Source organism: Marinovum sedimenti (assembly GCF_054052205.1).
In genome coordinates, this window is sequence record NZ_JBSWBT010000002.1 from 152,617 (window position 1) to 174,083 (window position 21,467).

At 61.8% G+C, this 21,467-nt stretch carries 21 protein-coding genes; 5 read left to right on the forward strand and 16 right to left on the reverse strand.

What is annotated here, in order from left to right; all coding sequences use genetic code 11:
• Nucleotides 1–93 precede the first annotated feature (93 nt).
• Nucleotides 94–873: an HpcH/HpaI aldolase family protein gene (locus ACW9UO_RS18090; RefSeq protein WP_457088720.1), complete on the reverse strand. Its 780-nt coding sequence runs from the start codon at nt 871–873 to the stop codon at nt 94–96.
• 144 nt (nt 874–1,017) lie between these two features.
• Here ACW9UO_RS18090 and ACW9UO_RS18095 point away from each other — a divergent pair, with 144 nt between their 5' ends.
• Nucleotides 1,018–1,683 carry a GntR family transcriptional regulator gene (locus ACW9UO_RS18095; protein WP_457088721.1) on the forward strand — a complete coding sequence of 222 codons (666 nt, stop codon included), beginning with the start codon at nt 1,018–1,020 and terminating at the stop codon, nt 1,681–1,683.
• A 16-nt stretch (nt 1,684–1,699) separates the two neighbouring features.
• On the opposite strand, the gene ACW9UO_RS18100 is transcribed toward ACW9UO_RS18095, so the two are convergent.
• Genes ACW9UO_RS18100 through ACW9UO_RS18130 form a run of 7 tightly spaced genes read right to left on the reverse strand, consistent with a single transcriptional unit; the run spans nt 1,700 to nt 9,427 of the window.
• Nucleotides 1,700–2,833, reverse strand: coding sequence for a mandelate racemase/muconate lactonizing enzyme family protein (locus ACW9UO_RS18100; RefSeq protein ID WP_457088722.1), 1,134 nt, complete (start codon nt 2,831–2,833; stop codon nt 1,700–1,702).
• On the reverse strand, nt 2,830–4,257 hold the full coding sequence (locus tag ACW9UO_RS18105; RefSeq protein ID WP_457088723.1) for a sulfatase-like hydrolase/transferase: 1,428 nt from the start codon (nt 4,255–4,257) through the stop codon (nt 2,830–2,832). Before ACW9UO_RS18105 ends, ACW9UO_RS18100 begins: the two co-directional genes overlap by 4 nt.
• A gap of 23 nt (nt 4,258–4,280) precedes the next feature.
• Nucleotides 4,281–5,138 carry a DMT family transporter gene (locus tag ACW9UO_RS18110; protein WP_457088724.1) on the reverse strand — a complete coding sequence of 286 codons (858 nt, stop codon included), beginning with the start codon at nt 5,136–5,138 and terminating at the stop codon, nt 4,281–4,283.
• 56 nt (nt 5,139–5,194) lie between these two features.
• Nucleotides 5,195–6,271 (reverse strand): ABC transporter ATP-binding protein, encoded by a 1,077-nt coding sequence (locus ACW9UO_RS18115; protein WP_457088725.1) that lies wholly within the window; start codon nt 6,269–6,271, stop codon nt 5,195–5,197.
• Nucleotides 6,272–6,315: 44 nt separating this feature from the next.
• Nucleotides 6,316–7,200: a carbohydrate ABC transporter permease gene (locus tag ACW9UO_RS18120; RefSeq protein ID WP_457088726.1), complete on the reverse strand. Its 885-nt coding sequence runs from the start codon at nt 7,198–7,200 to the stop codon at nt 6,316–6,318.
• 13 nt (nt 7,201–7,213) lie between these two features.
• Nucleotides 7,214–8,089: a carbohydrate ABC transporter permease gene (locus ACW9UO_RS18125; RefSeq protein WP_457088727.1), complete on the reverse strand. Its 876-nt coding sequence runs from the start codon at nt 8,087–8,089 to the stop codon at nt 7,214–7,216.
• A 57-nt stretch (nt 8,090–8,146) separates the two neighbouring features.
• The gene (locus ACW9UO_RS18130; RefSeq protein WP_457088728.1) at nt 8,147–9,427 is read right to left on the reverse strand and encodes an ABC transporter substrate-binding protein; all 1,281 of its coding nucleotides are present in this window, start codon (nt 9,425–9,427) and stop codon (nt 8,147–8,149) included.
• A 207-nt stretch (nt 9,428–9,634) separates the two neighbouring features.
• On the opposite strand from ACW9UO_RS18130, the gene ACW9UO_RS18135 reads away from it, so the two are divergent.
• The gene (locus ACW9UO_RS18135; RefSeq protein WP_457088729.1) at nt 9,635–11,575 is read left to right on the forward strand and encodes a glycoside hydrolase family 127 protein; all 1,941 of its coding nucleotides are present in this window, start codon (nt 9,635–9,637) and stop codon (nt 11,573–11,575) included.
• An 81-nt stretch (nt 11,576–11,656) separates the two neighbouring features.
• On the opposite strand, the gene ACW9UO_RS18140 is transcribed toward ACW9UO_RS18135, so the two are convergent.
• Nucleotides 11,657–13,105, reverse strand: a complete 1,449-nt coding sequence (locus ACW9UO_RS18140; RefSeq protein WP_457088730.1) for an NAD-dependent succinate-semialdehyde dehydrogenase — start codon at nt 13,103–13,105, stop codon at nt 11,657–11,659.
• A 17-nt stretch (nt 13,106–13,122) separates the two neighbouring features.
• Nucleotides 13,123–13,905, reverse strand: coding sequence for a fumarylacetoacetate hydrolase family protein (locus ACW9UO_RS18145; RefSeq protein WP_457088731.1), 783 nt, complete (start codon nt 13,903–13,905; stop codon nt 13,123–13,125).
• Between the two features lie 153 nt (nt 13,906–14,058).
• On the opposite strand from ACW9UO_RS18145, the gene ACW9UO_RS18150 reads away from it, so the two are divergent.
• Nucleotides 14,059–14,802, forward strand: a complete 744-nt coding sequence (locus ACW9UO_RS18150; RefSeq protein ID WP_457088732.1) for a FadR/GntR family transcriptional regulator — start codon at nt 14,059–14,061, stop codon at nt 14,800–14,802.
• A 22-nt stretch (nt 14,803–14,824) separates the two neighbouring features.
• Here the strand turns inward: ACW9UO_RS18150 and ACW9UO_RS18155 are convergent, their stop codons facing one another.
• The gene (locus tag ACW9UO_RS18155; protein ID WP_457088733.1) at nt 14,825–15,559 is read right to left on the reverse strand and encodes an FCD domain-containing protein; all 735 of its coding nucleotides are present in this window, start codon (nt 15,557–15,559) and stop codon (nt 14,825–14,827) included.
• Between the two features lie 139 nt (nt 15,560–15,698).
• Here ACW9UO_RS18155 and ACW9UO_RS18160 point away from each other — a divergent pair, with 139 nt between their 5' ends.
• Nucleotides 15,699–16,796, forward strand: a complete 1,098-nt coding sequence (locus ACW9UO_RS18160) for a mandelate racemase/muconate lactonizing enzyme family protein (protein ID WP_457088734.1) — start codon at nt 15,699–15,701, stop codon at nt 16,794–16,796.
• A gap of 41 nt (nt 16,797–16,837) precedes the next feature.
• Here ACW9UO_RS18160 and ACW9UO_RS18165 read toward each other — a convergent pair whose 3' ends face one another.
• The 3 genes from ACW9UO_RS18165 to ACW9UO_RS18175 all read right to left on the reverse strand — a co-directional run bounded on the left by ACW9UO_RS18165 (nt 16,838) and on the right by ACW9UO_RS18175 (nt 18,951).
• Nucleotides 16,838–18,148 carry a multicopper oxidase family protein gene (locus ACW9UO_RS18165; RefSeq protein WP_457088735.1) on the reverse strand — a complete coding sequence of 437 codons (1,311 nt, stop codon included), beginning with the start codon at nt 18,146–18,148 and terminating at the stop codon, nt 16,838–16,840.
• 4 nt (nt 18,149–18,152) lie between these two features.
• Complete coding sequence (locus ACW9UO_RS18170) at nt 18,153–18,305, reverse strand: hypothetical protein (RefSeq protein ID WP_457088736.1); 153 nt, start codon at nt 18,303–18,305, stop codon at nt 18,153–18,155.
• Between the two features lie 82 nt (nt 18,306–18,387).
• Nucleotides 18,388–18,951: a L,D-transpeptidase gene (locus tag ACW9UO_RS18175; RefSeq protein ID WP_457088737.1), complete on the reverse strand. Its 564-nt coding sequence runs from the start codon at nt 18,949–18,951 to the stop codon at nt 18,388–18,390.
• Nucleotides 18,952–19,309: 358 nt separating this feature from the next.
• On the opposite strand from ACW9UO_RS18175, the gene ACW9UO_RS18180 reads away from it, so the two are divergent.
• Nucleotides 19,310–19,897 (forward strand): L,D-transpeptidase, encoded by a 588-nt coding sequence (locus ACW9UO_RS18180; RefSeq protein ID WP_457088738.1) that lies wholly within the window; start codon nt 19,310–19,312, stop codon nt 19,895–19,897.
• 155 nt (nt 19,898–20,052) lie between these two features.
• Here ACW9UO_RS18180 and ACW9UO_RS18185 read toward each other — a convergent pair whose 3' ends face one another.
• Nucleotides 20,053–20,340, reverse strand: a complete 288-nt coding sequence (locus tag ACW9UO_RS18185; protein WP_457088739.1) for a DUF2933 domain-containing protein — start codon at nt 20,338–20,340, stop codon at nt 20,053–20,055.
• 186 nt (nt 20,341–20,526) lie between these two features.
• A complete protein-coding gene (locus ACW9UO_RS18190) occupies nt 20,527–21,276 on the reverse strand; it encodes an SDR family NAD(P)-dependent oxidoreductase (protein ID WP_457088740.1) in 750 nt (249 codons plus the stop codon).
• Nucleotides 21,277–21,467 lie beyond the last annotated feature (191 nt).

A 21,467-nucleotide genomic window follows, 5' to 3' on the forward strand; every position in this document is an offset into this window, starting at 1 on the left:
GCCTCCGCGCTTTAAGTTCATTCATAATATGTTTAGCAAAAGCCGACGCGGGAGTCGAGGCCAAAGCTGCCCCGCGCGGGGAACGCCCAGAGGTCAGCCCGCGTTCAGACGCCCCCGAACATCCGCCAACAGCGCATCACTTCCGCGCGCCAAAAGCCCGGTGTCGGTGCCGCAGGCCACAAAGGTAAAGCCCTCGTGCAACAGCGCCGACGCAAGCGCCGGATCAGACACCAGCGTGCCAACCGGAACGCCCTTCTCGATCAGGCGCCGGGCCACCGGGCGGATCTGATCCCAGACCTCGCGGGCGGTGGGCTGGCCCAGCATCCCAATGTCGGCGGCAATGTCCGCCGGGCCAAAAAACACCCCCGTCACGCCGTCAACCGCCGCAATCTCTTCGGCCCGCGCCAAGGCAGCGCCGGTCTCGATCTGCAACAGAACGGCGGTTTCGTCCTCGACCCGCGCGGTGTAATCAGCAACGCGGCCAAATTTCGTCGCCCGCGTCGACCCCGACACCCCGCGTATCCCATGCGGCGGATAGCGGGTGGCGGCCACGGCGGCGCGCGCCTCTTCCACCGTCTGGATCATCGGAAACAACAGCCCCGGCGCACCAAGATCAAGCAGCCGCTTGACCGCCACCGCATCGTTCCATTCCACGCGCACAATCGGCACCGTGTCATACCCGGCAAACGCCTGAAGCTGGCCGAGCACGCTGGCATAGTCATTGTGGCTGTGCTCCATGTCGATCAACGCCCAGTCATAGCCCGCCGGAGCCACCACCTCGGCGGCGAAATTGCTGCACAGGGTGATCCAAAGGCCGATCTGGCGTTGGTGCGCGCGCAGCGCTTGGGTGAAGGGATTGGTGCGATGGTGCATGGCGAGGGGCCTTTCTGTGGAATGTCTGAAAATCTGTCGTGTGTCGTGCGGGCGCGCAGTCAAATGCGGGCTTAGGCTTGGCTTGCGGGCGTCCTGCCCCTACACAGGAGCAGCTTTGAAACTCTGGACGCGTCAGCCAAGCCCATGGAACAACCCGCATTTGTCACCGACGCCGAAAGTGCCTATGCCACCTTGCGCCAGGCCATCGTCACCGGGGAGCTGCCGCCGGACCGCAAGCTTAAGATTGCCGAGTTGCGCAGCCAGTTTGGCTTTGGCGCCGCCCCCCTGCGCGAGGCGTTGTCGCGGCTGATTGGCGAACGGGCCGTGGTGCAACGGTCGAACCGCGGCTTCTTTGTTCGCAGCGCCACCGCCGAAGAGGTCGAAGATCTCGGCCGGGTGCGTATCCTGCATGAAAGCGACGCGCTGCGCGCCAGTCTGAGCCGGGGCGACGACGCCTGGGAGGCGCAGCTTGTCGCCGCCTACCACAGCCTGCGGCTGGCCGAGGATCGCAACACCAGCCCGCAAGAGATCGAGACGCGCAACAAGGCGTTCCACGATGCGCTGGTGTCGGCATGCCTGTCGGACTGGCTGCTTGACCTGCGCGGCCAGATCTACGCCCATCACGAGCGGTATCGCCACCTGTCGCGCAGTCTTGGCCCAAGCGGGCGCGACACGCCGGCGGAACATGCCGCGATCTATCAGGCGGCCATCGCGCGCGATATCGAAGCGACCTGTGCGCTGACGGCCCGCCACATCGAACTGACGACGGTGAAGGCGGTCAAGGCGATGCGCGGCGACCCGGCACCATAAGGCCGCGCCGCCCAGTTCACGCATAGCTTGTTGCCCCGTCTGGCTTGGTCATCAGGGGCCGCGACCAGTGGGTGTATTCGTCGGTCTGCAACGCCTCTTCGATGATCTCGACCCCCCAACCGGGGCGATCCGGGCGTAACTCAAGATGGCCATCGACCGGGATATACGGGTCCGCGATCCACGGCACATCACGGTGCACTTTGTATTCCAGGATCTTGAAATTGGTGCAGGCGGCCGAGAAATGCACATTGTGCGCGGTGGCCAAAGGCCCCATCGGATTGTGCGGCGCAACCGGCACGGAATGCGCATCTGCGACCTCGGCGATCCGTCGCATTTCGGTCAGCCCGCCAACCACGGCGATGTCCGGCTGCACGATGTCCGCTCCGCCCGCAGTGAGCAGCGCGAGGAACTGGTGGCGGTTATAAAGCGCCTCGCCAGTGGCCAGCGGGATGTTCATCTTGGCCTTCATCTGCCCCCAGGCCGGCATGTGCTCAGGCCGCAGCGGTTCTTCGAGGAAGTAGGGATCGTAGGGCTCAATTGCGCGCGCCAACCGCACCGCATCGATCCCCTCCATCAGCACCGAATGGGCATCAAAAGCGATCTCGAAATGCGAGGGCAACCCTTCGCGCAGGGTGCGGAAATAGTCGGCGGTGGCCTCACACACCGCGCCCCAGCGATGCTCGAACGGATGCTTGCGATAGGGGGAGAGCTTGAAGGCGGTGAAACCGAACTCTGCGTGCAGATCCGAGAGCACTTCAACGCCATTGTCGGGCGCACCGATGGCGGTGCAATAGACCCGCACGCGGTCGCGCATATGCCCGCCGAGCATCTGGTAGACCGGCACGCCAAGCGCCTTGGCAGCGATATCCCAAAGCGCGTGATCGACGGCGGAAAATGCCGCCAGCCCCAGCGCGCCGGGCGGGAAGCGCGCCACATGCATCAGCTTTTCATGCAAATAGGTCACCCGGCGCGGGTCTTCGCCCAAAAGATGCGTGGCGAAATAATCGAGGATCGGGGCGACGGCGCGCTCTGGCCCGTGGGCATAGGTTTCGCCCCAGCCGGTGATCCCGGCGTCGGTTTTGACGGCGACAAGCACCCGAGGGCGGTCATCGACGCGCTGCATATAGGTTTTGATTTCGGTGATTTTCATTGCTTTAACGCCAGATTGAGATGTTGCTGGTGATCGTGCTGTTCGTGCGCGGGGCGACCGTCGATATAGCTGCCGACCGGCAGGTGATGGCCGCCATAGGCGAGCGCATCGTTTTCGGCCTGCATCCAGTCAAACAGCCGCACCTTGAGCCGCTGTTTTTCGGCCGCCAAGCCGGGATCATCGGCCCGGTTAACCCGCTCCTGCGGGTCGGTGTCGAGGTCGTAAAGCTCTTCGATGTCATGCGGGCTCCAGGCGTATTTATAGCGCGCCTCGCGGATGCCACGGAACTTGAACTGCCGCCCCTGATAGGCGTCATAGCCATAAACCGCGTGGTCGTGATCGGTGATGTCAAAGCTGCGCGCGGCCTCGTCGGACGAAAGAACACCCGCCGCGTCGCTGCCTGAAACCAGCGTCGGAAAGACATCGCGGAATGAGACAAACCCCTCATTGACCGCCGCCGCGCCCTGCCCCGCCGAACGGACCATCATCGGGATACGCATCACCTCTTCGTAAAAGAACGGCCCCTTGTCGAACCAGCCATGCGCGCCCAACATCTCGCCGTGATCGGCGGTGAAGGCGAGGCTGGTGGTGTCATCCAACCCCAGATCCGTCATCTTGCGGCGGAACTGGCCAAAGAGATCGTCGATGAACGAGCAAAAGCCAAAGTAGTGCTGCGCGGTGCGCCGCCAGTCCTGTTGGTCCAGCCCGCGGGTGTCCTGACAAGGCCAGTAATGCGCGCCCTGCGCCTGTGGTTTGCCGGTCTCAGTGAACTGAGGGATGAAATTATCGGGCATGTAATCGGCGGGCAGATCGTCATACATCGCCACCCAATCCGCCGGAACGTGATGCGGGAAATGCGGCCCCGGAAGTGAGACGATCAGGCAGAATGGCTTGTCCCCAGTCGAGAGCGCCTCCAGCTTTTCGATCCCCGCCCGCACCCGCTTTTCATCCATATGCGTGCCATGAGTGATGGTGCCATAAAACGGCGTTTTGCGCGGGGTGGCGAACGCAAGATCATCCGCCGGGATCAGCGCCTCGGCCCCGCCATCGCTGAGCGGGGCATCAATGCCGCGTTCGGTCAGGGTGCCCGCGCCAAGGTGCCATTTGCCGATGAACGACACCGCGTAACCGGCGTCCTGCAACCGCTCCATATAGGTCTTGTGGCTCGGGTGCAGCTTGCCGTGCGGATAGAACGACGACCCCTGCACATTGTCCATCGTGCCGGTCTGATGCGGCCACTTCCCGGTGAACAGCGAGCCTCGCGCCGGGGTGCAAAGCGGCACCGAGGTAAAGGCGTTGACGTGGTTGGTGGACTCGGCGCGAAACGCCTGAAGGTTGGGCAGTTTGCAGGGATGACCCGGCTCGTTGAGCGTGTCCCAACGCCATTGGTCGGTGATGAATAGGACGATGTTCTTGGCAGTCATGCGGATACTTTCGGATAAGAGTGTCAAGGGGTTGGGCGCGGACGTTCGATCCACCAGATCGCGAGGCCCGCGCCGACAATCAGGGCGGTGCCAAGGAAGAAAGCGGCGCTCATCGGGTCGTCGAAAAACACGACACCCCAGAGCCCGGCAAAGATCACCTGGCTGTAGAGAAAGGGCGACAGAATTGAGGCGGGGGCCGCCTGCATTCCTATCTGGATCGCCACATGGGCCAGTGTTCCGGTCAGGCCGAGCCCGGCGAGGAAGACCATGTCGAGTGGCGAAACCGGGCTCCAGAAAACCCATTGCGCCGGTAGGAGCGCCACAAAGCAGAGCACCGGCATCAACGCCATCGCCGGGGCCGCCTCCTCCGCGGCCGACAGGCGGCGCGTCATCAGCACATAGCCCGCCGAGCCAAAGGCCGAGAGCAACGGCAGCAACCAGACCAGCGACGGCGCAGTGCCCGCGAGGCGCGGCCCGATCACCACCAACACGCCGGTGAACCCGAGGCACAGCGCGGTGATGCGGCGCCAGCCGATGCGCTCGCCCAGAAACAGCACCGAAAGCAGCGTTACCACCAGCGGGCTGAGAAACTGGATCACCGTCGCCTGCGACAGCGGAATTTGGGCGATGGCCAGAAACATCGACAGCGACGCGATCAACAACAGCCCGGCGCGGGCAATATGCAGCGGCAAGCGCCGGGTGCGATAGACCTGCCGTTTGCCTGCCGCCCAAAGAAAGACCGCAACAAACAGCGCATGCCAGCCGTAGCGGACAAAGGCGATCTGGATCGGTGAATGGCGCGCGGTCATCTCTTTGATCGCGGCGTCCTGCGTGGCCAGAATGACGCCCGCAAGCGCCACCAGCCCCATGCCCGCCAGCATGGAGCGCGAGGCAGGGGCGGCCGAAACCGCCCCTGGTGGAGTATGTCGCGCGTAGGTCAATTAACGAGGGCCGCGTGGGCGGTGCCAAGGCGCAGGCTTGTCTCGGGGTCGAACAGATGCACCGGGCCTTGCGGCAGCACATGCAGCACATCGCCATAACGCCCGCTGATCCGCTCGCGCATCAGGCAGGTCACCGGTTTGTCGCCGATCTGGCCGACCACTTGCGTTTCCGCACCGGTCGGCTCGGTGACATTTACCTGCACCGCAAGGCCCTTTTCGGCCAGCTCAAACGTGTCAGGACGGATGCCGGCGATCACCGGGCGACCAGTCTCGAAACGCTCGGTGCCCGAGAGGGCCAGCACCGTGCCGTCGGCGATCTGCACGCCGCCAGCACAGATTTCCGCCTCAAGCAGGTTCATCGACGGCGAGCCGATGAACGCCGCGACAAACAGGTTGGCGGGTTCATCATACAGGTCAAGCGGCGTGCCGACCTGCTCAATCCGGCCCTCGCTCATCACCACAATCTTGTCGGCCATCGTCATGGCTTCGATCTGGTCGTGGGTGACGTAAACCGCCGTGGTGCCCAGCCGCTGGTGCAGCGATTTGATCTCGGCGCGCATCGACACCCGCAGCTTGGCATCCAGGTTTGACAGCGGCTCGTCGAACAGGAACACCTTGGGATTGCGCACAATTGCACGGCCCATCGCAACCCGCTGGCGCTGGCCGCCCGACAATTCGCGGGGGTAGCGGTCGAGGTAGGGCTCAAGGTTGAGAATGCGCGCGGCGTCCTCGACCTTGGCCTTGATCTCGGTTTTTGATGCCCCGGCCAACTGCATCGAGAACGACATGTTGTCGGCCACTTTCATATGCGGATAAAGCGCGTAGTTCTGAAACACCATTGCGATGTCGCGCGCCTTGGGTTGCAGGTTATTCACCACCTTGCCGCCGATTTCGATGGTGCCGCCGGTGATGTCCTCAAGCCCGGCAATCATCCGCAAAAGCGTGGTTTTGCCACAGCCCGAGGGGCCAACGAGGGCGACAAACTCGCCGTCATCGATGCCAACGTCGATGCCCTTGATCGCGCGCACCGCGCCGTAATTCTTGATCACCTGATTGATGGTTACATGTGCCATGTGTTGTCTCCTTGTCGGGAATTTTCGGGGATGTCGGGCGGGCTTCAGCCCTTGACCGACCCCATTGTCATCCCGCGGATGAAGTGTTTCTGGAAGGCGAGGAAGACGGCCAGCGTTGGGATCGCGGCCACCACCGCGCCGCTCGCCACCATGTTCCAGGCAATCTCGTATTCGCCCTCAAAGGACAGGATGCCGACGGTGACGGGCTTTTTGCCAGCACCCTGCGTCAGCACGAGGCCCCAGAGCAGATCGTTCCAGATCCAGGTGAATTCCAGCACGATCAGCGCCGAAAGCGCAGGCCGCGCCACCGGCACATAGATCCGCCGAAAGATCGTCCATTCGCTGGCCCCATCAATGCGACCGGCTTCGCGCAATTCGCCCGGAACCGTGTTGAAGAAGTTGGTCATGATCAGCACGGCAAAGGGGATCTGGCGCATGATGTGCACGATGATCTGGCTGATAAAGGTATCGTGCAGGCCAAGGTCGGACATCAACCGGAACACCGGGATCAGCTGGGTGTGGATCGGCACAAAGCTCAGCGAAACGATCACCAGAAACATCCAGATCCGTCCCTGAAACCGCATCCGCGACAGCGCATAGCCCGCCATCATCGCCACCAGCAGCGTACCAGCCACCGAGGGCAGTGTGATGATCACCGACGCCTTGAGATAGGGCAGCATTTCAACAAAGGCCCGGCTGAGATTGCCCCATTCATAGCTTGACGGCAGCGCCCAAGCGCCGTTCTGGGTGATGTCGGGGATGGTGCGCACTGCGGTCAGCAGCGTCCCCAGCACCGGCAAAAAGAACACCAGCGCCAGCAGGATAAGCAGCGCAATCTGGCCGCCGCGCATAAACGGCTCTTCCAGACGTTCGCGCAGGGTGCCGCGGTCAATCATGTCACGCTGCGGCGCAGAGATTTCTGTGGTCATATCACTCATCGCCTCAGCTCCAATCACGTTCTTGGGCCTTGGCCATGCGGCGCACATAGGGCACCACCATGGTTGCCGTCATCAGCGTGACAATCACACCAATCGCAGCGCCGTAGCCGAATTTGTAGTTCCAGAAGGTCTCCATATACATCCGGTAGCCCACCACTTCGGAGGAGCCGAACGGGCCGCCCTCGGTCATGGTCAACACGATCTCGGTCGCCAAAAGCGCATGGATCAGCGCCGAAGACACCGCGATGGTGCTGGCCGGTTTCAACAGCGGCAAGGTGATGCGAAAGAAGATCTGCCGCCGAGTGCCACCGTCGACTTTGGCGGCCTCGATCAGCTCGGTCGGGATGGAGGAAAGACCGGCGAGAAACACCACGGTGGCGAAGGCCGTCTGGCGCCACGCCGCCGCCGCGATCACCGAATAGGTCGCCGCCTCTGGGCCAAGCCATTCGACGATCAGCCCCTCAAGCCCGAGCCCGATCAGCAATTGATCCAGCAGCCCGACATCGGGTTCATAGATCCAGCCCCAGACCACGCCGACGATGGCAAACGACAGCGCCAGCGGTAGGAAAAACACCGTCTTAATCAGGCTCGCGCCCCAAAAGGTCTGTTTGACCAACAGCGCGATGGTGATGGCCAGCGAATTGGGCACGATCAGAAAGGCAATCACCCAGATGCCGGTGTTTTTCAGCGAATTCAGGAAATAATCGTCCTGGATCAGCGTGATGTAATTGTTCAGGCCCACGAATTTCCCCGGAGCCGCCACGCCAACCTGATCGGTCAGGCTGATGGCGAAGGTCTGGAAAATCGGATAGGCGCCGAAGATGCCATAGATCAAAATCGCGGGCATCAGGAATAGCCAAGGCGTAAGCCGGGCGTTCATGGCGGTGTCCTCCTTATGGGTGCGACCGGGCGAGGGAGGACGCCCGGCCGCGATGCCTCAGCTTTCGCCGAAGACGTCGTTGCGGCGATCTTCCAGCATTTCCAGCACCTTCATGTACTGGTCCGGATAGGCGAGGAAGCGGGGCAGTTCGCGCTTGGCCACTTCGGTCACACCGGGGTGCGTGGCAAGTTCGAGGTTCTGGTGGAACGGTGCGCCGAGCATCTTCTGGAACCGTGCGATCGTGGGTTGGAACGACGCGGGTTCATAGATTTCGATTGGCACATCCTTGTTGGCCGCCATCCGCTGGGCCTGCGCCGCGAACAATTCCTGCGGTGCGCGTTCGGCCACACATTTCAGCATGGCAACCGCGTTGTCGGTGTTTTCGCCCGCTCCGCTCGCGGCCCAGCCTTCAACGGCGCCTTCAACGGCCAATTCGATGCCGTCTTTGATCATCGGGAAGTCGAAGACATCAAAATCTGTGCCCGGCTCAAGCCCGGCCTTGATAAAGTTGCCAACGGTCCATGTGCCCATCAGCTCCATCGCTCCCTCGCCAGACGCGAAACGCGTCGCCATTTCCTGCCAGCCAAGGCTGGAGGTGCGGTCGTTGAAATATCCCGCTTCGAGCAGGCCACTCCAAAGCTCCATCGCCTCGATCACACGCGGATCAAGATAGCTTTCGGTGCCGGCCATAAGACCATTGCGGAACTCTGATCCAGCAACGCGAAGGACCATGTAATCGAACCACAACAGCGGCTCCCAGCCCGATTTCGACCCCAAAAGGAAGGGCGTGACACCGGCCTCTTTCAACTTGGCCGCAACATCAAGGAACGCGTCCCAGTCTTTCGGCGGCTCAAGGCCATGCTCGGCAAAGACCCGTTTGTTGTACCAAAACACATTCGGCTGGAACGTGGTCGGGATGGTGTAGACGTTGCCATCGGGCTCGGTGCTGGTGGCCTGAACACCGGCGGGGTAATTGCCTTTGATGTCCTCCCACATCTCGTTCAGCGCCATGATCTTGCCCGTGGCGGCCTGAAATTGCGACCGGCCCCCGGCCCAATAGGCATAGATGTCTGGCGGGGTCGAACTGGACAGCTGAACCGGAAGCTGGACCTCATATTGCTTGGGCGGCGAGAAGTTTTCGACGATTTCAATATCGAGCTTTTCACTGCAGTAATTCCACATCGCCATGCGCGGCGTGCGCATCGCTTCGGCTGCAGAGCGGTGGAACAGTTGCACTTCACCTTCGGCGCTGGCCGGGGTCGCATGTAGGGTCAGGGCGCTGACCGCAAGCGGCAGGCTCAGGCAGATGCCGGCCACCGTCTGTCTCAGATTATTCATCGTGTCCTCCTCCAATTCGTAAAGTTTGTCGCTGGTATTGCTTTTTGTCGACAAAACGAAACATAATATGTTTGTGCATCATCCGTCAAGTCGGTTCGAAGCACAAGAAAATCAGCGCCGAACGCCGTGGTCTGGCCAGAGCAGGCCTGTGCGGGCGTGCGCAAATCCAACGACCTGAATGACGAAAAACTGAGGGAGAACAGATAAATGGATGGAAATCCTGTAACCCGGATCAGCCCAAAAGCGCTGTTGCAGCGCCCTGCTGATCGGGCAACCCGTTGGACGGGTGGCTTCTGGGCGGACAAGCTTGAGCTGGTTCGCAGTGAGTTGATTCACAGCGTTCTCGACGCGATGGAAGACCCCAAGAACGCCGCCTACTTCGGCAACTTCCGCGCGGTGCCGCGCGGCGAAGGCCCGTTTTATGGCCGCTACTGGAGCGATGGCGACTGCTATAAGGCGCTGGAATCGATCCTGCTGCTGACGGACATTGCGCCCGACGCCGATCTGACCAAACGGATGGACGACCGGATCGATATCATCGCCGCCGCGCAAGAGCCCGATGGCTATCTCAACACCCAGATCACCCTGACCGATCTGGGCCGTTGGACCGACATCGAACACCACGAGATGTACAATTTGGGCCACCTGTTCACCACGGCCTGCCTGCACCATCAAGTGACCGGCAGCATGCGGTTTATGGACATCGCAATTCGTGCCGCCGACAATCTGTATGACACCTTTATCAGCCGCGATCCCGATCTGGCGCGCTTTGGCTTTAACCCCTCGCAGATCATGGGACTGGTCGAATTGTACCGCGAAACCGGTGTCGAAAAGTACCTCGCGCTGGCGCGGATCTTTGTCGAAAATCGCGGCGCGCACCCTGGCCTGAACGGCAACAACGGCGATCAAAGCCAGGCGCGCGTGCCGCTGCTTGAAGAGACCGAAGCGGTCGGGCATTGCGTGACCGGGCCGTATCTTTGGGCCGGGGCCGCCGACCTTGTGATGGAGACCGACGAACAGCCGCTGATGGACGCGATCACCCGGATCTGGGAGGATTCGACCTATCGCAAGATGTACATCACCGGCGGCATCGGCGCACTGCACAAGGGCACATCGGAACGCAGCCACCCCCGGTATGAGCAAATCGCCGAGGCCTATGGCCGGCCTTATCAGCTGCCCTCGGACACCGCCTATAACGAGACCTGCGCCAATATCGCCAACGCGATGTGGAGCTGGCGAATGCTGCAACTGACCGGCGACGCGCGTTATGCCGACGTGATCGAACAGGTGATGTACAACACCGGTCTGTCGGGCCTGTCGCTGTCGGGCACGCATTTCACCTATTCCAACCCGCTGCGGTTTAACGGCGCGGCGCATTTCATCGGCAACAATGACTCGCCGCGCCGCTGGACCCGGTGGACCTGTTACTGCTGCCCGCCACAGGTGACACGGACCATCGCCGGGCTGCACCGCTGGGCCTATTCAACGGCGGAAGCTGCGGTTTGGGTGCATTTGTTTGGCACCAACACGCTCGACACCGACCTAGCAGGTGGGCGCATCGCCCTGCGGCAAGAGTTGGATTTCCCGTGGTCGGGCGATGTGCGCATTCACGTCGGGGATGCCCCCGACAGCGAGACCACCCTGCATCTGCGCATCCCCGGTTGGAGCGAAGAAGCCACAGTGCGTGTCAACGGCGAGGCGGTCGAGGTGACAGGCAGCGGTCCGCGCTACCTCGCGCTTACCCGGACTTGGTCGGCTGGCGACGAGATCGAGCTGACACTGGACATCCGCCCCCGCGTTCTGGCCGCCCGGCCAGAGGTTGAGGAGATCCGCAATCAGGTGGCGGTGATGGCCGGTCCGGTGGTCTATTGTCTTGAGGGGGCTGACCTGCCTGACGGCGTAACGATCAATGATGTCGCCCTGCCCGCCGATGCGCAGTTCGCGCCGGTCGACGGTGCGGGACTGTTCACCGGTCTGACCCTGTTGCGCACCACGATGCCCCGGCGCGCGGCCTGGTCGACGCAGGCGCTTTACGCTCCGGTCACTGCGGCCGATCACGGCACGGTGCCCGCGACGCTGATCCCCTACTTCGCGTGGAACAACCGCGACGACAACACCATGGCGGTCTGGCTGCCGCGCAAGGGCTAAACGAAACAGGGATACCGCATCTCTGCGGTATCCCATCACCCCTGCGGCACCGGCACGAGGCCGGTGCGCGTTGCTTTGCTGTCAGACCGCTTGCACTTCGAATTCGGCATGGGTGGTCTTGAAGGTCAGGTATTCGTTGATCGCCATCTGTCCGCCTTCAATGCCAACGCCCGAATGTTTCACGCCGCTGAACGGCGCTTCATAGTGCGACAACAGGAAGTTGTTGATCCCCACCATCCCCGATTGCAAGTCGCGCGACAACCGCCGCGCCACAACTTCCGAGCGGGTAAAGGCATAAGCCGCAAGGCCATATTGCGTGCTGTTGGCCCGCGCAATGGCATCGCCAAGGTCGGAATAGGTGGTCAGCGAGGCGACCGGGCCGAACGGCTCTTCCGACATGATCTCGGCGTCATCCGTCACGTTCTCAAGCACCGTGGGCGCAAAGAAAAACCCCTTGTTCTGTTCGCGCGCCCGCCCGCCGCCAAGCCGCAGCGTTGCGCCACGCTCAACCGCGTCCGCAACCAACCGCTCCAGCTTATCCAGCTGCGCCGGGCTGGCCATCGGGCCCATGGTCGTCTCGGGGGACATCGGGTCGCCCATGCGCACATTTTCCGCCTCAGTCATAAAGACATCGGTGAATTCGTTCGCCACGTCTTCATGCAGGAAAAACCGGCTGGGCGAGCCGCAAATCTGGCCGGTGTTCATAAACTTGAACTTCGCCGCCAGCTTGGCCGCTGCGGGCACATCGGCGTCGGGGCAGATGATCAGCGGCGCGTGACCGCCAAGCTCCATCGACACCCGTTTCACCGTTTGCGCCGATTGCGCCATCAACAGCCGCCCAACGCGGGTCGAGCCGGTAAAGGAGATTTTGCGCACCGCGTCCGACTCCATCAGCGCGGGCGACACACCCTCGGGGTGGCCTTGCAGGATCTGCACCACGCCCACCGGCAGCCCCGCCGCCTGACAGCATTCGCCAAGGATCGTGCCCACCAGCGGCGTCTGTTCAGAGGGGCGCAGGATCACCACGCAGCCTGCCGCCAGCGCCGGAGCCAGTTTGCGGGCAGGCAGACCAAGCGGAAAGTTCCAAGGGCTGAAAGCCGCGACGATGCCGACCGGCTCGGGCGTGATGCTGAGATGTCCGCCAAAACGCGAGGTGATGGTTTGGCCAAACAGCCGCTCGGCCTCGCCCGCCATCCAGACGAATTGCTCGGCGGCAGAGTCGGCCTCGCCCACCGCCATCGCATGGACCCGGCCCATTTCAGTGGCAATGGCGCGGCCAAAATCTTCGCGGCGTTTGACGATCTCTTCGGCAATGCGGCGCAGGTATTGCGCGCGCTTCCAGCCGGGCAGCGCCGACCATTCGGCGAAACCGGCCTCGGCATGGATCAGCGCCTGCGCCACGTGGTCGGGGCTACAGCAGGGCACCTCGTAAAGGGTTTCTTCGGTGGCGGGGTTCACCACGTTCATCGGCGGCAGATCCGAGGCGGTGCCCCAGCTGTCACCGATCAGATATTTGGGTTGTGCAGTCATAACAGGCTCCTGAAATGTCAAGAAAAGCTAAGGGAAACAGTGCCGAGCGGGCCGAAATCGGCCTCGAGCCGGTCACCGGGGGCGGCCCAGACCGGGCGGGTGAAAGAGCCCGAAAGCACCATGTGCCCCGCCTCTAGCCCGCCGCCATAGGCCGCCAGTTTGTTGCCCAGCCAGGCCACGGCATTGGCCGGATGATCCATGACGCCCGCGGCGATGCCGGTCTCTTCGATCTCGCCGTTGCGGCGGAACAATGCGCCAGCCCAGCGCAAGTCAATCTCGTCAGGGCGGAACCGTTTGGCCCCGAGCACCAGCCCGGCCGCCGCGCCATTGTCGGCCACGGTGTCAAAGATGCGCCGCGGCTCCGTCACCCGCGCGTCGATGATCTCGATCGAGGGCACCACAAATTCGGTCGCGGCCAGCACATCGTCAAGCGTCAGACCGGGGCCCTGCAACGGCGACTTCAGGATAAAGGTCAGCTCAGGTTCGACGCGCGGCACGCAGTAATCCGCGTGGACCACCGTCGCATCGTCTTGGATCAACATGCTGGCAAAGACGTGGCCATAGTCCGGCTCGTCAATCTTTGACGCCGCCTGCATCGCCTTGGAGGTCAGCCCGACCTTGTGGCCAATCAGCCGGTCGCCATTTTTGGCGCGCGTCGCGGCCACAGCACGGCTGATGGCATAGGAATCCTCAATCTCGATTTGCGGATAGGTGGCCGACAGGCGGTTGGCCTGCACGCGGGTCTGCTCTGCCTGAAACAGCGCGCGCGCGGCCTCGGCAACTTGATCTTGCGATAACATCGGTAATCTCCTCTTTTACCGATATTCCTACTATACCATCAAACATAATATCAATACATTAATTTGACCGCATGTCCCCGGCCCCCAAAAGGTCGGGCCGTTGCTTTCCGCCGCAAAGGTATTATGTTTACTGTAAAGACAGGAGATTCCGCCGTGCCCGCTTCAGACCAAGACGTCTTGCACCCGACGTCCAACACCCTCTCCCGCTCGCTCTCTGGCCAAATCTCGCGCAAGCTTGGCGAGCGTATTCTTGATGGACAGCTTGTGCCCGGCCAACTCTTACCCGACGAAAACGCGCTGTGCGATGAGTTCGGCGTTAGCCGCACCGCGGTGCGCGAGGCGGTCAAGATGCTGGTGGCCAAAGGGCTGCTTGAGGTCCGCCAAAGGATCGGCACGCGGGTGCAGAACGTGGGCAATTGGCAGATGCTCGACCGCGATGTTCTGATGTGGCACCAATCTTTGACCATCGAGGACGAGCGGCTGATCAGCCTGATGGAACTGCGCCAATCCATCGAACCCGATGCCGCCTATTACGCCGCCAAACGGCGCAGCGACGCGCAGCTTAAGGCGATCCTGGACGCGGTCGATCAGATGGAGGCGCATACCAGCGAGAACAGCGAATACGTGCTCGCCGATGCCCGCTTTCACATCGCTGTGCTGCGCTCGACCAACAATCGCTACCTCGAAGCGCTTGAAAACGCGATCTTTGCCGGGCTGATGCTGTCAATCCGGCTGACGAACCCCGAGGAGCGGATGAACCGGGAATCGGTGCCCCTGCACCGTGCGATTGCGCAGGCGATTGAAGCGCAGGACGCCGAAGCCGCCTATCAGGGGATGAAAGAGCACCTTGCCGATGCCGCGAAACGGCTGTCGAAAGTGGTCAAGCTCACACGCTAAGGTGTGCTGAGATTGGCCGGGATTAAAGATCGTCGAACGTGTCGCGCACCTGCGCCCAGGCGGATTCAAGGTGATCGCGCAGCGCCTGTTCGGCGCGGTCGGGATCACGGTCTAGGATCGCCTCAACGATGGCGGCATGCGCCTCATAGTTCTTGCGATTGCGTTCGGGCAGGCGCGGCATCTGGCGCCAGCGACTGTCGAGCCAGTCGTGGAACGCATGATGGATGGCCGGGAAAATCGGGTTTCCGGCAAAGGAATAGAGCACAGCGTGAAAGGCATTGTCCGTCTGATAAAACCGCAGCGAATCGTCGATACTGTCGCGGTTTGCCTCAAGCGCCGCACGCAGACGCGCGATATCGCCCTTGTCCGCCGAGACCGCCGCCTGCCGTACCAACCCGGCCTCGACAAAAATGCGCACATCGAAAATCTGGCGGACGCCACCGGGGCGCCCCGTCAGGTGCCCGACCAGCCCGCCAAGCACGTCCATCACCGTATCCGCACCGGGTTTGCGCACAACAGGGCGGTGGCGCGGCTGGATGTCCAACAGGCCCTTGCCGCCGAGAATCTTGATCGCCTCGCGCGCCACAGGACGGCTGACGCCCATGGTTTCGACGATGCTGCGCTCAGCCGGCAGGGAGTCGCCATCCTTTAATGCGCCCGAGAAAATCTGGGCTTCGAGGGCGGCAACGACCCGGCTTACCGCGCTTTCGCGCGGACCGGTTGCGGGGTCTGCCGAGGCTGATTGGTCGTCATCCATGAATTTTTATCTCACGCGGCGATGGGCCTATCAAGGTGGCAATATGGCCTTACTAAAATTGTGATAACAGCGCCTTCGTTCAGAAGTTGACGGATATACGTGAAATTTGGTATTACCAAATTTGTTGGAGGAGCCCTTTATGCCTAAGATTGAAGCCGTCACCGCCGAATTGTTCACCTTGCCGCTTGCCGAGGTGCTCAGTGACGCCATGCATGGCGACCACACGCATTTCGAGCTGGTGATCGCCACGGTGCACCTCGACAATGGGGTTTCGGGCACCGGGTATACCTATACCGGCGGCAAGGGTGGGCATGCGATCCTTGCCATGATCGAACACGATTTCGCAGGCTGGCTTAAGGGGCGCGAGGCCAATGATATTGCCGCGCTGAACGCCGAAATGGGCAAGCATATCCACTACATCGGGCGCGGCGGCATCGACAGTTTTGCCATCGCCGCCATCGACATTGCGCTGTGGGATGCGAAATGCCGCGCGCTGGGGCAGCCGCTGTGGCAGGTTTTGGGCGGCACGTCTGATCGGTGCCACGCCTACCGTGGCGGGATCGATCTTAACTATTCGCAGGACAAGCTGCTGGCCAGCGTTCAGGGCTATCTTGATCAGGGGTTTGACGGGGTGAAAATCAAGGTGGGCAAACCCGACCTTGCCGAAGACCTTGCGCGTGCCCGCGCCGTGCGCGATCTGATCGGGCCAGATGTGAAATTCATGGTCGACGCCAATTATGCGATGTCCGTGGATCAGGCGATCGAGGCCGCGCGCGGGTTTATGGAGTTTGACATTCTATGGTTCGAGGAGCCGATCGAGCCTGACAATTACGCCGGCTATGGCCAGATTGCCGAGGCCACCGGTTGCCCGCTGGCGATGGGCGAAAACCTGCATACGGAACCGGAATTTCGCCATGCTTTTGAGCGGTCCAAGCTCGCCTTTATCCAGCCTGATGCCTCGAACTGCCGTGGCATCACCGGCTGGTTGCAAGTTGCTGATATGGCGCGAAAAGCTGACATTCCGGTGTGCAGCCACGGCATGCAAGAGCTGCACGTCAGCCTCGTATCGGCGCAGCCGCACGGCGGTTGGCTTGAGGTGCACAGCTTCCCGATCGACGCTTATACCCACCGCCCGCTACTGATCGAAGATCATCGCGCCGTGGCCCCCATGACCCCCGGTATTGGCGTGGAATTCGATTGGGACAAGCTGCGCCACGCCCACGATCCGGCGGCCTGAGCAGGTCTGCAAAACCGGGCCGGGGTGCCGCACGGGGTAGCTTAACTCACCCGAACCCAAGTCGCCATGCCGTCGGTCTGATGGCTCAGCATGTGGCAGTGCAACATCCAAGCGCCGGGGTTGTCGAGCACACACAGAATATCGCGCGCCCCCCACGCCCCGACCAGCGTCGAATCGCGATAATCGCCGAGTGTGCCAGAAGCATCAACTTCGTAAAAATGGTGCCCGTGCAGATGCATCACATGCGCAAACGCAGTCTGGTTGCGCAGGGTGATCCGGACGGTGGCACCGCGGCGCACATCGACCAGCGGTTGCCCCGGCAGGCCCGACACATCGTTCAGCGCCCAGGTGCCAAACCCACCATGCGCGTCGCCGCCAGCGCCGCCTTGCATCACCAGTTCAACCGGGGTCGCATCGCGGTCCGGCACAGGCATCGCATTTGGCGGCAAGGTCGGAATTGCGCTCTGGCTCGGCTCCCGCGCGCCCTCCGCCGCGATTTCGCCCAACAAAACATCGCCGCCGTCGTAAACATCGGTGAGCGAGATCGGCCCGGTGACATCCGCAATCACATCGCAGCGCTGGCCGGGGGCCAGAGTGATCACCGACAGCGGTCTTGGCTTGGCCAGCGGCATCCCATCGTGCGCGACAATGGCTCCGGCAAGGCCCGACAGGCTCAAATCGTAGATTCTGTCGATCGAGGGATTGATGCACCGCAGGCGCAGCCTGTCGCCCCGGCGCACTGTGCTGCGTGACAGAATGGCGGTGGCGACATTGCCGATTTTCCCGGCGGTGGCGAACTGCGCAGGGTCAAACGTGTCGTCGAAGCCGCCCTCGCCGTCGATCATCATGTCGAACAGTTGCGCGGTGATGTCATGATCAACGTCCGGCGGGGTTGTCTCCTCCACAACGAAGGCCCCGAACAGACCGCGGCTGACTTGATCATACGACAGGTAATGCGAGTGATACCAATAGGTTCCGGCATCCGGCAGCGCAAAGCGATAGTCGTGTGATTGACCGGGCACCACTACATCCTGCGTGAGCACGTTGACCCCGTCCATCTGGTTTGGCACCCGCAACCCGTGCCAATGCACAAGCGCGCCATCGTCCAGTCCGTTCTCTAGCCGGATATCAATCTGGTCGCCTTGGCGGGTCCGAATTTCGGGGCCAGGAACCTGCCCATTGAAGCCCAGAAGGGTTAGATCAAACCCCGCAACCCGCGCCACAATCGCAGAGGGGCGCAGAACCACGGACTGCCGCGCAGCCGCAACCGCCCCCGGAACGCAAAGCGCGGCCAACCCGGCCAGCACGTCACGGCGGGTCAGGGCTGAGCTCACATCTCTCACATCCCGCATATCTTCACGCCCGGGCGATGAGCGGCGTTTTGGACGATACGGCCCGCGCCTGCGCGCGTGACATCGCGCCAATCAAGGGTTCGCCACCTCCAAAACCCGTCGCGCCAGACATCAACGGGCGGCGCGTATTAGACGGTGCCAGCATGTCTTTTTCCATGTCGGATCGCCCTGTTGCACAGAATATCATACAGGCCCGGACCAATAGGCCCAGCCCGTTGCCGGATCAGCAGGAGCTGTGCCTAGATCAGTTTGACCTGGGTGCCGACCGGCGTACGCTCATAGACCTCTTCGATCTGGCGGTTGTACAGCCCGATGCAGCCATTCGAAGACTTCCGGCCGATCTTGCGCGTGTCCTGTGTGCCGTGGATCCGGTAATAGGTCCACGACAGGTACAGCGCGCGCGTGCCCAGCGGATTCAGCGGATCGCCACCCGGAACAACCGCCGGCCATTCCGGATTGCGTTCCAGCATCGACGGAGTGGGGCGCCATGTCGGGTTTTCGCGCTTTTCGATCACCTTGGTATAGCCGCGCCGCGTGAGCTCGTCTGTCAGGGGCACCGAGGTCGGATAGACCCGCATTTCGCCGTTCGAGGTCCAATGTTGCAGAACTTTGGTGTTGGTGTCGGACACAATGATCCCTTCACCGAGCGCATCAAAGTGATCGCGCCAGTCATGCAGGCTAAAGGAGGAAATATTCCGCCGTGTTGGTCCGCTTTCAACCTGCGCCAAAGCAAGAGAAGGCATCGCCAATGTTGCCGTCGCTGAGGCCAGAACCTGACGGCGTGACCATTTCGGATATGTCATATGCGTTATGCCTAACTGTGTTCGTCTGCCCCCCGACTTAGCACCCTTGCGGCGCGATGTGATGTATCAATTTGTAAATCGGCTTAAACCTGCGCAGTTCCCCGCCGATGTCATGCCAAGCTGCCGAAACGACATGAATATTTCGTTAACCCAGAGCCATTTCGCCCGGCGCGCAGCGGTTTTTGACGCAAATCACTTTATGCTGTTGCCTTAAATTCCCTCGCCGGGGCCCGCGCGGCGGCAAGGCGCCAATCTTGTGATGGAACAACCTGCGCCGAGCCCGTGTTTGGAAAAGCCATGCAGGCGGACGACCCGATCTGTGAGGCCGGAACACGCAGAAGAAAAAGAAGGAAATCCTATGAGGAGACGACAGTTTGTAAGTGGTGCGCTCACCGCCGCCGCACTTGGGACCGGAACAATGGTCGCGGCTCATCCGCCCAAGAAATTGCCGGTTTACAACCTGCCGCCAGAGCATCTGCCGCGTTTGGTCAAGACGTCGATGGGGCTGGCACCCTATGAAATTCACGTGATTCCGCAGGAATTTGCGCTGTACTGGACGTTACCGGGCAACACCGCGATGCGTTATGTTGTCGGGATTGGGCGACCGGGCCTGTACGAGGAAGGCGAATTTTACATCGGGGCCAAGAAGGAATGGCCAAGCTGGACGCCGACCCCCGGCATGCTGCGCCGAGAACCTGAGAAGTACTCGAAATGGGCCGATGGGATGCCCGGCGGCCTTAACAATCCACTTGGATCGCGCGCGCTCTACCTGTTCCAGCCCGGTCGCGGCGACACGTTTTTGCGGGTCCACGGCACGCATGATCCATCGACCTTGGGCCTCAGAGTGTCCAACGGCTGTGCGCGGCTGGTGAACGATCAGATGATAGATTTGTACGACCGGGTCCCGATGGACACGCGTGTCGTGCTGTACCCCACAACTGCCTGATCAGCGCTGCGGCCTGTTCCGGCGCTCCCGGGACAAGCCGCGCCACTGATGTTTGTCCTGCCGGGCGCGGCGCGTTGCAGGCAAATCGGTTAACCCCACGCATTTCGGCCGGCAACTGCCCCAATTGCCGGCCTCAACTCTGCGGTGCGTTCGCTCTACTCGGCGGCGGGTGTCGCAATGGGCCGCGCGTCCAGCGCTTTGCTGTTGCCCGGCTCCTCTTTTGCCTTGCCGTGGCAGGATTTACCCATGAACCGGTGCATGACCAAATGCGCCCCAACGCACAGGGCCAACGGCGCAAACGTCGCGAGGCCCCCGGCCCCGTCCAAGGCCCCACCTGCCACGAAATAGGCCCCGACCGGCAACAGCATCACCGCGCAGCAGGCCCACATGCCGTACTTCATGAGCTTGTCTGATCCGGTCTGCCCGGCCTTTTTGGTGTCCATGTCCATCGTTCTTTTCTGTCCCAAGTGATCTGTCGGATGATCGTTACCGGCTTCCAGAACGGGAAGGTCAACGATGCAAACGGATACAAATTTCACTGTCGTGTCAGTTGCATCTTCGACAGTGGCACCGGGAGTGCCCCTGCCGATTTTCACGCCAGTCCGACTTCGGCCAACCCGCGCCCACCCTCAGCAGGTGTAATTCAGCCCCAACCGGCCGCCATCGGCATAAATCGTTTCGCCGGTGATATAGCTGGCCTTTTTCGAGCAGAGAAATGCCACCACATCGCCAATCTCGCGCGCATCGCCGGCACGGCCCAGCGGCGTGCGGGACATGGCGGTTTTAAAGGCTTCGGGATTGGCGTTCACGCCCGCCATCATCTCGGTATCGATCGAGCCGGGGCCGACCGCATTGACCCGGATGTTGTGCTTGGCCAGCGCCAGCGCCGCCACTTTCGTCAGCTGCATCACGCCGCCCTTTGAGGCGCAGTAGGCCGGGATCGCCGGGATCGCGACTTGGGCGTTGATCGACGACATATTCACAATCGCACCTTCGATCTTGTGTTCCACCATCACACGCGCCGCCAGTTGGGTGGCGATGAAAACACCGCGCAGATTGATGTCGATCACCCGGTCAAAGCTTTGCAGATCATAGGTCAGGAAATCGCCCGGCAGGGCAACGCCCGCGTTGTTGACCAGCGCGCTCAGCGGGCCATGATCTGTTGCGACCTGGGCAAACATCGCCTCGATTGCGGCGGCGTCGCCCATGTCGCAGACAATCGCGGCCTGTGCGCCAAGTTTTGCGCCCGCGGCGGCCACACCTTCGGCATTGATGTCCGACAGGATGACGTCATAGCCATCCTCAGACAGCGCTTCGGCGCAGGCATACCCGATGCCCTGGGCTGCGCCGGTGATCAGTGCAAGTGGTTTCTGTGTCATGGTTTTATCCTTCAAGTCCGTAATTTTGTTTCGCCAGTTGCGGCGTGATCCGCCCGGCGCGCAGGTCTTGGCCCACACGCACGGGATCGTGGTCGCCGGGCATGCGCAGCCACAGCCCCCGCGCTTATGTTTCCGCCCAGAGCGGCCTGCTCGGGCAGGGTGTTTTTGGTCCGCACCTTACTGGTCGCCAG

What these genes read in the sequence shown, in the direction of transcription:
- ACW9UO_RS18115 (WP_457088725.1), bottom strand. Translation starts at nt 6,271, where the DNA reads ATGGCACATGTAACCATCAATCAGGTGATCAAGAATTACGGCGCGGTG.
- ACW9UO_RS18090 (WP_457088720.1), bottom strand. Translation starts at nt 873, where the DNA reads ATGCACCATCGCACCAATCCCTTCACCCAAGCGCTGCGCGCGCACCAA.
- ACW9UO_RS18145 (WP_457088731.1), bottom strand. Translation starts at nt 13,905, where the DNA reads ATGTTATCGCAAGATCAAGTTGCCGAGGCCGCGCGCGCGCTGTTTCAG.
- ACW9UO_RS18120 (WP_457088726.1), bottom strand. Translation starts at nt 7,200, where the DNA reads ATGACCACAGAAATCTCTGCGCCGCAGCGTGACATGATTGACCGCGGC.
- ACW9UO_RS18170 (WP_457088736.1), bottom strand. Translation starts at nt 18,305, where the DNA reads ATGGAAAAAGACATGCTGGCACCGTCTAATACGCGCCGCCCGTTGATG.
- ACW9UO_RS18105 (WP_457088723.1), bottom strand. Translation starts at nt 4,257, where the DNA reads ATGACTGCCAAGAACATCGTCCTATTCATCACCGACCAATGGCGTTGG.
- ACW9UO_RS18180 (WP_457088738.1), top strand. Translation starts at nt 19,310, where the DNA reads ATGAGGAGACGACAGTTTGTAAGTGGTGCGCTCACCGCCGCCGCACTT.
- ACW9UO_RS18100 (WP_457088722.1), bottom strand. Translation starts at nt 2,833, where the DNA reads ATGAAAATCACCGAAATCAAAACCTATATGCAGCGCGTCGATGACCGC.
- ACW9UO_RS18175 (WP_457088737.1), bottom strand. Translation starts at nt 18,951, where the DNA reads ATGACATATCCGAAATGGTCACGCCGTCAGGTTCTGGCCTCAGCGACG.
- ACW9UO_RS18110 (WP_457088724.1), bottom strand. Translation starts at nt 5,138, where the DNA reads ATGCTGGCGGGCATGGGGCTGGTGGCGCTTGCGGGCGTCATTCTGGCC.
- ACW9UO_RS18165 (WP_457088735.1), bottom strand. Translation starts at nt 18,148, where the DNA reads ATGCGGGATGTGAGAGATGTGAGCTCAGCCCTGACCCGCCGTGACGTG.
- ACW9UO_RS18160 (WP_457088734.1), top strand. Translation starts at nt 15,699, where the DNA reads ATGCCTAAGATTGAAGCCGTCACCGCCGAATTGTTCACCTTGCCGCTT.
- ACW9UO_RS18185 (WP_457088739.1), bottom strand. Translation starts at nt 20,340, where the DNA reads ATGGACACCAAAAAGGCCGGGCAGACCGGATCAGACAAGCTCATGAAG.
- ACW9UO_RS18130 (WP_457088728.1), bottom strand. Translation starts at nt 9,427, where the DNA reads ATGAATAATCTGAGACAGACGGTGGCCGGCATCTGCCTGAGCCTGCCG.
- ACW9UO_RS18135 (WP_457088729.1), top strand. Translation starts at nt 9,635, where the DNA reads ATGGATGGAAATCCTGTAACCCGGATCAGCCCAAAAGCGCTGTTGCAG.
- ACW9UO_RS18095 (WP_457088721.1), top strand. Translation starts at nt 1,018, where the DNA reads ATGGAACAACCCGCATTTGTCACCGACGCCGAAAGTGCCTATGCCACC.
- ACW9UO_RS18190 (WP_457088740.1), bottom strand. Translation starts at nt 21,276, where the DNA reads ATGACACAGAAACCACTTGCACTGATCACCGGCGCAGCCCAGGGCATC.
- ACW9UO_RS18140 (WP_457088730.1), bottom strand. Translation starts at nt 13,105, where the DNA reads ATGACTGCACAACCCAAATATCTGATCGGTGACAGCTGGGGCACCGCC.
- ACW9UO_RS18125 (WP_457088727.1), bottom strand. Translation starts at nt 8,089, where the DNA reads ATGAACGCCCGGCTTACGCCTTGGCTATTCCTGATGCCCGCGATTTTG.
- ACW9UO_RS18155 (WP_457088733.1), bottom strand. Translation starts at nt 15,559, where the DNA reads ATGGATGACGACCAATCAGCCTCGGCAGACCCCGCAACCGGTCCGCGC.